At 65.1% G+C, this 12389-nt stretch carries 8 protein-coding genes; 6 read left to right on the plus strand and 2 right to left on the minus strand.

The features are described 5' to 3' along the window. Positions 1-48: 48 nt before the first annotated feature. Entirely contained in the window at positions 49-4872 is a 4824-nt protein-coding gene (locus tag TEP_RS03710) for an ESPR-type extended signal peptide-containing protein (RefSeq protein ID WP_165933887.1), read from the plus strand. 69 nt (positions 4873-4941) lie between these two features. Further along, complete coding sequence (locus TEP_RS03715) at positions 4942-5679, plus strand: hypothetical protein (protein WP_132824311.1); 738 nt, start codon at positions 4942-4944, stop codon at positions 5677-5679. A 61-nt stretch (positions 5680-5740) separates the two neighbouring features. Here TEP_RS03715 and TEP_RS03720 read toward each other — a convergent pair whose 3' ends face one another. Together TEP_RS03720 and TEP_RS03725 are read right to left on the minus strand one after the other, a co-directional pair. Beyond that, positions 5741-6385: a hypothetical protein gene (locus TEP_RS03720; RefSeq protein ID WP_033831892.1), complete on the minus strand. Its 645-nt coding sequence runs from the start codon at positions 6383-6385 to the stop codon at positions 5741-5743. A gap of 195 nt (positions 6386-6580) precedes the next feature. Next, entirely contained in the window at positions 6581-9007 is a 2427-nt protein-coding gene (locus TEP_RS03725) for a penicillin-binding protein 1A (protein ID WP_132824312.1), read from the minus strand. Between the two features lie 217 nt (positions 9008-9224). Here TEP_RS03725 and TEP_RS03730 point away from each other — a divergent pair, with 217 nt between their 5' ends. From TEP_RS03730 to TEP_RS03745, 4 genes are read left to right on the plus strand one after another with little or no spacing between them, the layout of a single operon-like run. Next, positions 9225-10283 (plus strand): pilus assembly protein PilM, encoded by a 1059-nt coding sequence (locus tag TEP_RS03730; RefSeq protein WP_132824313.1) that lies wholly within the window; start codon positions 9225-9227, stop codon positions 10281-10283. Then, positions 10283-11185: a PilN domain-containing protein gene (locus TEP_RS03735; protein ID WP_132824314.1), complete on the plus strand. Its 903-nt coding sequence runs from the start codon at positions 10283-10285 to the stop codon at positions 11183-11185. Before TEP_RS03730 ends, TEP_RS03735 begins: the two co-directional genes overlap by 1 nt. Beyond that, entirely contained in the window at positions 11182-11838 is a 657-nt protein-coding gene (gene pilO / locus TEP_RS03740) for a type 4a pilus biogenesis protein PilO (protein WP_132824315.1), read from the plus strand. The genes TEP_RS03735 and pilO overlap by 4 nt, the downstream gene beginning before the upstream one ends. A 26-nt stretch (positions 11839-11864) precedes the next feature. Then, positions 11865-12371, plus strand: a complete 507-nt coding sequence (locus tag TEP_RS03745) for a pilus assembly protein PilP (RefSeq protein WP_132826444.1) — start codon at positions 11865-11867, stop codon at positions 12369-12371. The last annotated feature ends 18 nt before the right edge of the window (positions 12372-12389 follow it).

Here is a 12389-nt window from a genome sequence, read left to right on the forward strand (position 1 = left end):
CCGTGCGCTGCAGCGGTCCCTTCTGTCCCGTTTGTTAAGGAGAACTCCGTGAACAAGATTTATCGACGACTCTGGTCCGCCGCCCGCCAATGCTGGGTGGTTGCAAGCGAACTGGCCACAGGCCGCGGCACGCGCAGTCACGCATCCCGTGGCCCCGTACTGGCGCTGACGCTGGCCATGCTGCCGGCATCGGTCATGGCAGCCACAGCGGGCCCACTCGACACAAATGCCGATGCGTGGACGGAACAGGCGCTGCGCGCTGCGTTCTGGCCGTTCAATACAGACGCCGTGCTTGTGCAAGAAGATGCCGGCTTCGCTCCGAGCGGGCGGGCGCTTTCCCGCGCGAACGCGCTTCCGCTGGCTTACAGCGATTTCGTCCAGCTCGGCGCGTACGCCGGTGCCCGCGACAAGGCCGTCGCGGTGGGTGTATGGGCGTTCTCCAACAGTTACGGCGCGGCCCTTGGCTACCAGGCCAATGCGAACGGGCAATATGCGACCGCGCTGGGGCACCAGGCCATTGCCTGGGAGCTGGGCAGCATAGCGGTGGGCAATGATGCAAAGTCGTACGGTTACAACGCGATTGCGCTGGGAAGCGGCGCGCTCGCGGCCGGGCGCAATTCCGTCGTGCTGGGGGCGGATTCCAACGACTATGGTGCCAACCAAGTATCGGTTGGCAATGGCAGCATGCGGCGCAAGATCGTGTACGTCGCCGACGGTGCCGTTGATGCCAACAGTAGCGAGGCGGTGACCGGCAGGCAGCTCTATGCCACGCAGCAGGCGGTGCTGAATCTCAGCCAGGGCCAGCGGCTGCTGGCAACCGGAACGGCAGCATCCAGTGCCAACGCGGCGAAGGCGGCGGGCAGTCGTGCGCTTGCGATGGGCGTCGGGGCATCGGCCGATGGCGAAGACACCCTCGCACTCGGCGGCGGAGCGCGCACAGCTTCCGGGGCTGGCGTGTCGCGTATCGCGATCGGTGCAGGCGCCTTCGCGGGCAGCAGCGGCTGGACGGGCGCTGTCGCCCTGGGCGGGAGCGCCAGCTCCACGCATGACGGTGTAGCGATTGGCTATCAGGCCAAGACAAGCGACAGCGGTACGGCCGCGCTTGGCCGCGGGGCAACGGCAACGCACGGAAACTCTGTTGAACTTGGTGCCAACTCTGTGACCTCCAGCGCCAATACGGTGTCGGTGGGCAGCAGCAGCAACAAGCGCAGGATCCAATACCTCGCCGATGGCGTGATTGCGGCGGGCAGTACCGACGCGATCACCGGCAACCAGTTGCACGCCACCAATGCGTCGGTGGCGGCCGCTGCGGCGGCGGCGAATGCAGCCAAGGCGGGCGTTGATGCGGTCAACAACCGACTCAACGCAGAAGCGCTGGCGCTGGGCAGCGGTGCGCTTGCGGAGTTCAACACCTATGGGATCAGCACCGCAGTCGGGCGCAATGCCAAGGGCTACAATGGCAAAAGCGTAGCACTGGGCGACGACGCACGTTCCGGCGTGGACAAGGACGGGAACCGTGTTGCCAATGCCAATGCGGGTGTCTCGGTGGGGGCCATGTCACGCAGCGGCAATGGTGCTGTTGCGGCAGGGTTGCAGGCCAGTGCGGTAGGTGATCGCGCCATTGCCATCGGCCATGAGGCGTCGGCGGATGTAATTCATGCCACCGCCATCGGGTACCAGAGCAAGGCCAGCGCCGGCCAGTCCACGGCACTGGGCCGTGGTGCACAGGCCAGTGCAGCCTTCGCAACTGCCACGGGCAATCTGGCCAGGGCCTCGGCCGAAAGTGCTGTAGCCATTGGTGATCGCTCCGTGGCTCAGCACAAGGGTTCGGTGGCGTTGGGTAACGGGTCGCAGACCAGCGACACCAATCAGATCTCCGTCGGCAGCAGCGCCATCAAGCGCAAACTGGTCAATCTGGCCGACGGTACGCTCAGTAGTTCCAGCACCGAGGCCGTGACCGGCAAGCAGCTCAACGCTACCAATGCCAATGTGACGACTGCACAGAATGCGGCCAATGCCGCGCAGACGGCGGCAACCGGCGCCAAGGCTACTGCGGACAATGCGCTGGGCAGGGCCACGGCGTTGAGTGGTCTGGTCAGCCAGGTATCGGCCACGGGCACTGTGCGCCTGGGCGCAGACAACACTGGCAGCGTGGTGGATGTGGCCAACAAGGACGGCGCGAAGCGGCGTGTCAACAACGTTGCCAACGGCGTGCTGAGCGGCACCAGTACCGATGTCGTGACCGGACAGCAGCTTCATGCCACCAACCAGACTGTCTCCGCGCAGGGGCAGTCGCTGGTACTGCACGACCAGCAGCTGGCAACACACGAGCAGGCTCTGGTGGAGCAGGACAGGCGGGTCGCGACCAACCGTGCCGATATCGATCAGCTTCGTACGGATGTGGACAACTTCGACCCGGATCTGGATGGGGTGGTGAAGTTCAGTGCCGATCGCCTGCTTGTGGACATGGAAGGTGCGCGCCTATCGGGAGTGGCGGCGGGGGATGTCAGCTCTGCGGCCAGTACTGATGCGGTGAATGGTGGGCAGTTATTCGCGGCCAATGAGAAGATCTCGGCACTTGAGGGCGTGGCAAAGTTTGTATCAATCGGTACAGGTGGCAGCCAACGAGCATCTGCCGCAGGAGTGGGGGCAGTTGCAATCGGTGACTCGGCCGAAGCGACCGTCGGTGGTGAAGGTGGAGTCGCGCTAGGGGCATTTTCTCGCGCGGCGGCAATGAACTCTATCGCCATAGGTCGCGCAGCGCACGTTGCTGAAATTGCAGAGGGTGGATTTGCATTGGGCGTTGGCACATCTGTCAACGCGAACCGAGGGGTGGCACTAGGCGCGGAAAGTCAGGTGCACGCGGGAGCAGATAATAGTGTCGCAGTTGGCTATGGGTCGATTGCATCAGAACCGGACACCGTTTCTTTTGGCAACGACAGCATCCGTCGAAGGCTGACTGGCGTTTCTCGAGGACTTGGTGAAGCCGAAGCGGTTGCTATCGTCCAGTTGTCTGAATCCCTCTCCACCTTGGGAGGTGGTGCGAGGTTGAGCAGCCAAGGTGGCGTGATAGCTCCCGTCTATAACGTGCAGGGTGGTACGCAGAGTAATGTGGGTGACGCGTTAGCTGTTCTCGATGGCGCAGTGCTCAGATCCGATAGCCGAGTAGATGGCGTCGAAGGCCAGCTGCGTGCGACATTCCAACAGTCGCCATCAATCAGTGCAGATGGAATCGGCCAACTGAACCTGGCTGGTGCGCAGGGCATGGTTCTGTCGAATCTCGCCGATGGGCATATTGCTGCGGGTAGTCGTGATGCGGTGACCGGGAGTCAGCTGTATGCGGCGAAGCAGGACATTGCTCGCAACAGGAGTGATTTGGAAACTCTGCTCGATGCAAACGTACCCAGAGTTGCTCCTGCTGCGAAAGCAAACAGCGCGATCGACTTTGGCGGGGCAAAGCTTACAGGTGTATCCGATGGGAAGCTGTCTGCCGAGAGCCGGGAAGTGGTAAACGGATCGCAGCTGCATGCAACAAACTCAAAGATCGAGAAGATGGAGGGCCACGCAGAGATGTTCGCGGTCGGTTCGGAAGTCAATAGGGAGCGTGCCGAGGCAGGAATCTACGGCGTTGCTGTGGGCAATGGCGCTCAGGCTTCGATGGGATCTGAAGGTGGGACGGCTGTTGGCAGCTACACGAGCGCACTCGGTAAGAACTCTGTTGCCATGGGGCGTGGGGCGTATGTCAGTTTTTTCGCAGAAAATGGCTACGCACTCGGCGCAGGCTCGAGCGTGGATCAGCGCAATGGCGTTGCATTGGGAAGTTATGCACTTGTCACGGAGGGCGCCATGGACTCCGTCGCTCTCGGCGCATATTCATTTGCTGGAGAAAGCCGGGTGGTTTCCTTTGGCAATGCGTCGCTCAAGCGAAGATTGACTAACGTCGCTAACGGCGTTGCTCAGCATGACGCCGCTACCGTCGGCCAGCTCCGTGGCGCCCTCGCCACCCTCGGTGGCAGCATCGACGCCAACGGCAACGTCACCACCCCCGGCTTCAACGTCCAGGGCCAGCACCAGAACACCATCAACGAAGCCCTCGCCACGCTCGACTCGGCCGTAGTCACCACCGGCTCCCGCGTCGATCGCGTGGAAACCCAGCTCCGCGCGGTGTTCCAGGAGTCTCCGTCCACCCGCAGCGACGGCAACGCCCAGCTCACCTTGGCCGGCGCCAACGGCATGGTCATCTCCAACGTGGCCAACGGCCTGATCGCCGCCGGCAGCCGCGAGGCGGTCAACGGTGGCCAGTTGCATGCCGTGCAGCAGCAGCTCAATGGTCGCATCGATGGCCTGGAACAGCGCGTGGACCGCCAGTCGCAGGCGCGTGCACTGGTCGCGGCGTCGGCGGCACCGAGCGAAGAGGTCATGCCAACCCCGGAAGCCAGCGGTTCGCCGCAGCTCGCTTCGGCGGGTGAGGGCGCTTCGCCTGCACCGCAGCCGAAGTCGAAGAAGGATGACTCGCCCGCACCCACGCCGCAGGTTGATACCGCCGAGCTGGAAAAGATGCTGGCCCGCGCCAACGAGTACACCGATGGTGCGATCAGCAACTTCGAGCGCCGCCTGGACAAGATGGACAGGCGCTTCAACCGCATGGCGGCGATGAGCAGCGCGCAGACGGCCATGGCCATGAACACCGCTGGCCTGGCCACCTACAACCGCCTTGGCGCGGGCGTGGGCTACGCCGAGGGCGAGTCGGCCATGGCGGTGGGTTACCAGCGCGTACTCAACGACAAGGGCTCAGCCACCTTCAGCCTCAATGGTGCCTTCACCAACAGCGGTGAACGCAGCATGGGCGTGGGTGTGGGCATCGGCTGGTAAGCCATGGCGCCCCGGTGTGGTGCGCGTAACGAGCCCCGCCGCGCCGGGGCCATTGCAGAGGAGGTTGCAATGTATCGCTTCATGAGCCGCTTCATGACCTATCGGCGCTACTACCTGTGGCGCGCCCGCATCCGCTACTTCACCCACGACATGGATACGTGGACGCTGGCCTGCCTGGTGCTGATGGTCTGCATGGGGTTGATGGTGTGGGGGTTCTGGCGTGTGGTGAACGTGCCGCAGCCCCGAATCCACCCGGAGGCTGCAGCCGTGCGGGTGGAAGTGCTGACCGACGAAGCGATCCATCGCATCGTGCTGGTGCGCCACGGCGGTACGACGCCGGGTGATCCCTTCTACAGTGCTGCGGAGATCCGCGGCAGCACCCAGCGCACGCTGCGGGTCCGGCAGACGCTGCAGGACCCGGTGGCGATGAAGCTGCAGGCGGACATGTACGCCGACATCGCCGACTACATCAACGCTACCGGTGCCTGCATGCCCTTTCCCTGCCGCCGCGTGAGTTTCCGCATCGAACAGCTGCAGCGATCGGGGCATGAGAGTGCGGTACGCAACAAGGCGCTCGCCGAGATCCTGCAGGTGCCGTGGTACCTGGTGCCGAACCTTGATGGCGAACGCACGCGCGTGCGCAGTGGCTGGGCCGATGACTTCCAGGATGTGTATTCGCACGCCTGGAACCTGGATGACCTGCAGAAGATGCATGCGCGCATGATGGCCGAGTACCCGTACCGTGCGGCGGTGCCGTGGCTGGCACGATTGGCAACCCCTGCCCAGGAACAGCTGATCTTCCCGTAGCGCCGGGCCATGCTCGGCCGCTCTTGGCGCAGAGCCGGGCACAGGCCCGGCTCTGCCATGATCAACCGCCGATGTAGGCGGTGATTTCCATCTCGGCCAGAAGCTGCCGCAACTGCGTGGCCGACGCCCGCCGCATGGGTTTCTCATCCACCGGCGACAGCGGGGCCTGGCGCAACGCATCGTAGGGCAGGACGGCCAGGTCGAAGGTCAGGTCTTCGGCACTGAACACCCACACCGGTACATCCAGATTGCGCTCACGGTCCATCCGCAGGCGCCGCGTACGCGATTCGGCGGGGATGCGATGTTCGTCCAGGAAGCGATGCACGGCCTCCGGGTCGTCACTGTGCAGGTGCAATTGCACGGGGCTGTTGGCATCGGCGGTGCCGTCCAGCACCGGTCCGGCCAGGCGCGGCGAAAACCCGTGCAGGAACTCCAGCGCCCGCAACGCGGACTCGCGCCGCCGCTGCAGCTCGCTGCCGTGCTGTGGGCCGGAGAACAGCCGCTGGTACTCGCGCAGGGCCTGTTCGATCTCGACGTTGCGGGGCAGGGAAGCATCGTCGTGGATGCCAAGGCGGCTGGCAGCCTTGAGTTTGGCCTGGTGGAAGTCGCGGATTCCACCTTCGGCCATCAGCCGGGCGGCTTCGTGGGCGAGGCGATGACGCCGTTCGCGGGTCTGGCTGGCAGCATGCTGGTGAGCGCGGTGCATGCGATGACTCCCTGTTGCGACCTGGCCACAGACTAGCGCAGGCGTGTGACATCTGCGTGGGTATTTCGCAGAGGTGCCGCTGCGCTCGCCGGGCCATGCCCGGCGGATGCATCGGCGCCAACCAAGGTTGGCGACTACCAGGGCAACGTCGGGCCATGGTGCCAACCAGCGGTTGGCACCCCACCCAGCCTGGCTTCAGAAGATATCGAACGCGGCCGCGTCAGCCTGCGGGGTGCTCTGCAGGTTGAGGTCGTAGTCGGTCAGGCGATCCATGTCTTCCACCTTCACCCACTCCACCGCACCGTTGAGGGTGGCCTGGACCATGCCGCTCGGCGGTTCGTTCTGTGCGATCGGGGTGTCCTTCAGCGCAGTGCGCATGTAGTCGATCCAGATCGGCAGGGCGGCCTTGCCACCGTATTCGCGGTAGCCCAGCGAGCGGAAGTCGTCGCGGCCCACCCACACGGTGGTCACGTACGGGCCGCCGAAGCCGGAGAACCAGGCGTCACGGTGATCATTGGTGGAGCCGGTCTTGCCGCCCACGTCTTCGCGGCCGAGTACCTTGGCCTGCGCGCCGGTGCCGCGCTGGACCACGTCGCGCATCATCGACACCAGCTGGTAGGCGGTACGGGCGTCGATCGCACGCGGTGCGGTACGCGCATCCGGGTTGACCGGTGCGGCCGGCGTTTCGGTCTTGGTTTCCGGCTTGGCAGCGGCGGTGGCATCGACCTTGGGTGCCGGGGCGCCGAAGTTGAAGCCGTCCACGACCTGGTTCACCGGCTGGTCGCTGCTGCCGGCGCAGTCGCGGCAGGCCATCGCCGGGTTTTCCTTGAACACCAGATTGCCATCGCGGTCGTTGACCTGGTCGATCAGCCAGGTGTCCACGCGCGAGCCGCCGTTGGCGAACACGGCATAGCCGCGGGCCACCGACAGCGGGGTCAGCGAGGCGGTACCCAGCGACATCGACAGGTTCGGCGGCAGCTCGGATTCGGCAAAGCCGAACTGGCTGATGTACTTGCGCGCGTAGTCCACGCCCATGCCATCAAGCAGGCGCACCGAGACCAGGTTGCGTGACTGCACCAGCGCTTCGCGCAGGCGCATCGGGCCACGGAAGCCACCGCCGTCGTTCTGCGGCGCCCAGGTCTTGCCGCGGCGGTCGCGGAACACGACCGGGGCGTCGAGCACGATCGAGGCCGGGTTGTAGCCCTTGTCGAAAGCGGCCGCGTAGACGAACGGCTTGAAGCTCGAGCCGGGCTGGCGACGGGCCTGGGTGGCACGGTTGAACTTGTTGCCGGAGAAGCTGAAGCCGCCGACCAGCGCCTTCAGGGCGCCGCTGTGGGCGTCCAGCGAAACCAGCGCGGACTGGCCGCGCGGGAGCTGGTCGAGCAGCCATTCGCCCTCCTTGGCACCGGCGCGCACGCGCACGATGTCGCCGCGCTGCACCAGCTTGGCCGGGCTCTTGTTGGTCCACTTGGCGGCACCGGCCGGCAGCACGATCTCGCTGCGGTTGGCCAGCACCACGGTGGCACTGCCGTCGGCGCCGGTGCTGGCGACGATCGCCGGCAGCAGGCCGGCCTGGCCGAACATGCCGCGCAGGTGCTCGGCCAGGGCCGCGGCATCATCGCCGGCGCCCAGCTGTACCTGCTTCTCCACGCCGTGCCAGCCGTGGCGATGGTCGTACAGCAGCAGGCCGTCGCGCACCGACAGGTTGGCGGCGGTCTGCAGGGTCGAATCGATCGTGGTGGTGACGTGGTAGCCCTTGTTGACCACGTCGCCGCCGAAGCGGGCGATCATTTCCTGGCGCACCAGCTCGGCCACGTACGGGGCATCGACCTGCACCGGCGGCTCGTGGGCGGTGGCGTGCATCGGCACGGCCTTGGCCGCATCGGCCTCGGCCTGGCTGACGAACTTCAGGTCGGCCATGCGCTGCAGCACATAGTTGTCACGACGCTGGCGGGCGCGCTCCGGGTTGGAGATCGGGTTGCCCGAGGACGGGAACTTGGGGATGCCGGCCAGCGAGGCCATCTCATCCAGGTCCAGTTCGCCCAGCTTCTTGCCGTAGTAGAACTCGGCGGCGGCGGCCACGCCGTAGGCGCGGTTGCCGAAGAAACTCTTGTTCAGGTACAGCTCGAAGATCTCGTCCTTGCTCAGCTCGGACTCGATCTTGCGCGCCAGCAGGATCTCGGCCAGCTTGCGGGTATAGCTGTACTCGGAGCTGAGGAAGAACTGGCGGGCCACCTGCTGGGTGATGGTGGAGCCACCGGGCACGCGCTTGTCGTTGGTAGTGGCCAGCAGCCACACCGCGCGACCGATGCCCTTGTAGTCCACGCCGCCGTGCTCGTAGAAACGGGCATCCTCGGTGGCCAGGAACGCCTGCTTCAGCTTCTCCGGCACGTCCTTCATGGTGATGGGGGTACGCCGGGTCTCACCGAATACCGCCAACAGCTTGCCGTCGGCAGCGTAGACGTACATCGGCTCCTGCATTTCCACGTCGCGCAGGGTCTGCACGTCGGGAAGCTTGGAAGAAACGGCGTAGTACAGGCCGCCAACGGCGGCCGCTCCGACCAGCGCCAGGACCAGGACAACAAGAAAGATCCAGCGCAGCCAGCGGCGGAGACGGGTCATCGGTGTCAGATTCCGATTGCGAATTTCGTGGTCGCAGAGTATAGATTACGCAAGGTGGCGGCTGGGGCCGGCACTGGGGAGTGCAAGGGGACGCCAGGGGCTGCGTGTTCATCCTGTGAGGGATGTCACAGCAGGGCGGTTGCCATTTGCTAAGAATACGTTATTAATGCGCGGACGCAGCTCTTGCGTCCAAGTGCCCGTCGGCAGGGGAGAAACCGTGGGGCTCATCCCAAAAAGTCAGTCGCCGCTCATTGGCGTCGACATCAGTTCGACTGCGGTAAAGCTCTTGCAGCTTTCCCGCAGCGGCAACCGTTTCCGTGTGGAACACTATGCCGTGGAACCACTGCCGCCGAACGCGGTGGTGGAGAAGAACATCGTCGAAGTGGAGGCCGTGGGAGAGGCCATCCGCCGGGCGATGAACCGTTCCGGCAGCAAGGCCAAGCTGGCCGCTGCGGCCGTGGCCGGTTCGGCGGTGATCACCAAGGTGATCCCGATGCCGGCCGACCTGGACGAGAACGACATGGAAGCCCAGATCGAGCTGGAAGCGGTCAACTACATTCCGTACCCGATCGAGGAAGTGAACCTGGACTTCGAGGTGATCGGGGCGATCCCGAACAACCCGGAAATGGTCCAGGTGCTGCTGGCGGCCTCGCGTTCGGAAAACGTCGAACTGCGCCAGTCCGCGCTGGAACTGGGCGGCCTGCAGGCCAAGGTGATGGATGTGGAGGCCTTCGCGGTCGAGAACGCATTCGCCCTGGTGGCCAACGAGCTGCCGGTTTCCGCCGAGGGCGTGGTTGCGCTGGTCGATATCGGCGCCACCATGACCACCCTCAACGTGCTGCGCGGTGGCCGCAGCCTGTACAGCCGCGAACAGGTGTTCGGCGGCAAGCAGCTGACCGACGAGATCATGCGCCGCTATGGCCTGAGCTACGAGGAAGCCGGTCTGGCCAAGCGCCAGGGCGGGCTGCCGGAAAGCTATGAGATGGAAGTGCTGGAGCCGTTCAAGGAAGCCACGGTCCAGCAGATCAGCCGCCTGCTGCAGTTCTTCTACGCCGGCAGCGAATTCAACCGCGTCGATCACATCGTGCTGGCTGGGGGCTGTGCTGCCCTTTCAGGCCTGCCGGAGATGGTCGAGGAACAGCTGGGCGTGCCGACCGTGGTCGCCAACCCGCTGGCACAGATGACCCTGGGGCCGAAGGTGCAGGCGCACGCGCTGGCACAGGACGCCCCCGCGCTGATGATCGCGACCGGTCTGGCGCTGAGGAGCTTTGACTGATGGCACGCATCAATCTATTGCCCTGGCGCGCCGAACGGCGCAAGCAGCGCCAGCGCGAGTTCGGCATCATGCTGGGCATGGCCGCCCTGGGTGGCCTGCTGCTGTCGCTGTTGATCTGGTTCTACTACGACATGCAGGTCAGCGGGCAGAATGACCGCAATGCCTACCTGCAGACCGAGATCGACAAGGTCAAGGAACAGAACAAGGAAATCGACCGCCTCGACGAGCAGAAGAATCGACTGCTGGCCCGCAAGGCGGTGATCGAGCAGCTGCAGGCCAAGCGTTCGCAGATGGTCCACCTGTTCGATGCGCTGGTCCGCACCATTCCCGATGGCGTGGTGCTCACCGCTCTGCAGCAGGAAGGCGACGTGTTGACCCTGGAGGGCCGCACCCAGTCCAACGCCCGTGTCTCGGCGTACATGCGCAACCTCGAGGTCTCCGGCTGGATGACCAATCCGGAGCTGTCGATCATCGAGGCGCGTGAGCCGGAGAAGGACAAGGACGGGCGCGCGACCGGCCCGGTGGCCGACATCAAGGCATTGCCGTACGTGTTCAAGGTCAAGGTCAAGCTGCCTGCGCAGAGCGAGGAAGCAGGCGCCACGCCGGGCCTGAACCCGGATGGCAGCGTGGCCGGCACCGCGCCGGCAGCGCCGACGGTCGCACCGCTCAGCGCCGGGCCGGACGCCGCAGCGCCGGCTGCTGCCGCACCGGCGCCGGGATCGACACCGGCACCGGCACCGGCAGCGACGCCTGCGACCGCTCCTGCACAGGCCCCAGCACCGGCGGCAACGCCTGCGCCGGCCAAGCCCGCGCAGGCCGCACCGGCCACCAAGCCTGAGGGCAGCCGCCTGGCGCAGCCGCCGCAGGCCTTCCACGCCCCGTTGCAGGGGGATCGCGCATGAGCAGGAAAGTCGACATCAAGAATCTGGACTTCAACGACATCGGCAACTGGCCGAGGAACGCGAAGATCGTGTTCTGCTCGCTGATTGCCGTGGTGATCATGTTCGTGCTCTGGATGCTGCTGATCAGCGGCAAGCGCGAGGAGCTGGCGGGCCTGGAATCGCGGGAAACCGAGCTGCGTGCCGAGTTCACCAAGGAACAGGAACGCGCGGTCAACCTGGAGCCGTTGAAGCAGCAGCTGGCACAGATGGAGCAGGTGCTGCAGCAGATGCTGCGGCAGCTGCCCAGCAAAACCGAAATGCCGGACCTGATCATCGACATCTCGCAGACCGCGCTGTCCAGCGGCCTGGCCAACGAGCTGTTCGAGCCCGAGCAGGAGCAGATCAAGGAGTTCTACGCCGAGAAGCCGATCAAGCTGCGGATGGTGGGCAGTTACCACCAGTTCGGCGCCTTCGTCAGCGGCGTGGCCTCGTTGCCGCGGGTAGTGATCCTGACCATGCACGACATCAACCTCAAGCCGAAGGACAAGACCGGCGGCAACATCCGTGCCGGTGCGCTGGAACTGTCGGGCACGGTCAAGACCTACCGTTACCTGGATGAGGCCGAGGTTGCCGAACAGCAGAAGGCTGAAGCGGGCAAGGAGGAAAAGAAGTGATCGGTTCCTTCTTTGCACGTGGTGGGATGGTGTTGACGGTGCTGCTGCTGGCCGCCTGCGGTCGTGGCGTTACCAGCACGCCGGGTGATGCACCCAATCTGGAAAAGTGGGTCGAGAGCGAGCGTGCGCGACCGGCGCAGCCGCTGGAACCGCTGCCGGTGATGCAGCAGTTCGAGACTTTCGAATACTCCGCGCAGGGCATGCGCGATCCGTTTACCGATGCCTGGACCAACCCGCAGCAGGGGAATGGGGGACTGCGGCCAGACCCGAACCGGCGCAAGGAGCCGATGGAAGGCTTCCCGCTGGACGCGCTGGACATGGTCGGCACCATCGGAACAGGCGCCGGCACCGTGGCGCTGGTGATGGGGCCGGACAAGGTGACCTACCGGGTGCGTCCCGGCGGTTACCTGGGGCAGAGCGACGGGCGGGTCACCGCGGTCTTCGAAGACCGCGTGGAGCTGATCGAACTGGTGCCGGATGGCGCGGGTGGCTGGCTGGAACGTCCAGCAACGCTCGCGCTGGAAGATCAATGATCGTTTACTGGGGATAGC

Source organism: Stenotrophomonas sp. TEPEL (genome assembly GCF_004348785.1).
In the GTDB taxonomy this organism is placed as follows: Bacteria; Pseudomonadota; Gammaproteobacteria; order Xanthomonadales; family Xanthomonadaceae; genus Stenotrophomonas; species Stenotrophomonas indicatrix.

Coding starts and splice junctions, on each gene's coding strand:
- TEP_RS03720 (WP_033831892.1), bottom strand. CDS start 6,385: ATGCACCGCGCTCACCAGCATGCTGCCAGCCAGACCCGCGAACGGCGT.
- TEP_RS03735 (WP_132824314.1), top strand. CDS start 10,283: ATGGCACGCATCAATCTATTGCCCTGGCGCGCCGAACGGCGCAAGCAG.
- TEP_RS03745 (WP_132826444.1), top strand. CDS start 11,865: ATGGTGTTGACGGTGCTGCTGCTGGCCGCCTGCGGTCGTGGCGTTACC.
- pilO (WP_132824315.1), top strand. CDS start 11,182: ATGAGCAGGAAAGTCGACATCAAGAATCTGGACTTCAACGACATCGGC.
- TEP_RS03725 (WP_132824312.1), bottom strand. CDS start 9,007: ATGACCCGTCTCCGCCGCTGGCTGCGCTGGATCTTTCTTGTTGTCCTG.
- TEP_RS03715 (WP_132824311.1), top strand. CDS start 4,942: ATGTATCGCTTCATGAGCCGCTTCATGACCTATCGGCGCTACTACCTG.